A 274-nucleotide genomic window follows, 5' to 3' on the forward strand; every position below is an offset into this window, starting at 1 on the left:
GTCGGTGCGGATGCCGCTGTGGGCGGCGGTGCTCGCGGCGGTCTCCAGCATCCTGATCCCGGTGCTGGTCACCTTCTCGCTCGATCCCGCTGATCGCACCGAGCCGTTCGCCACCTGGTACATCGGCGGCCTGGGGCTGCTCGGCGTGGTGTGCGTCGTCCGCCGCCGGTTCCTGATCGGGTGGCTCACGCTGGCGATGCTGATCGCGACCTCGTCGGCGTACCTGGGGCTCGTCGTCTCGCTGAACCTCGGGCTGGTCGGCTCGATCATGTGG

General features: G+C 69.7%; 1 protein-coding gene. It reads left to right on the top strand.

All coding sequences use genetic code 11. The features are described from left to right. Nucleotides 1–274, top strand: a 274-nt coding sequence (locus tag SB658_RS23830) for a hypothetical protein (RefSeq protein ID WP_410602791.1), incomplete at both ends; no start/stop codon positions are given.

The sequence above is a fragment of the Bacillus sp. SIMBA_008 genome (assembly GCF_046535495.1).
Classification (GTDB): domain Bacteria; phylum Bacillota; class Bacilli; order Bacillales; family Bacillaceae; genus Bacillus; species Bacillus subtilis.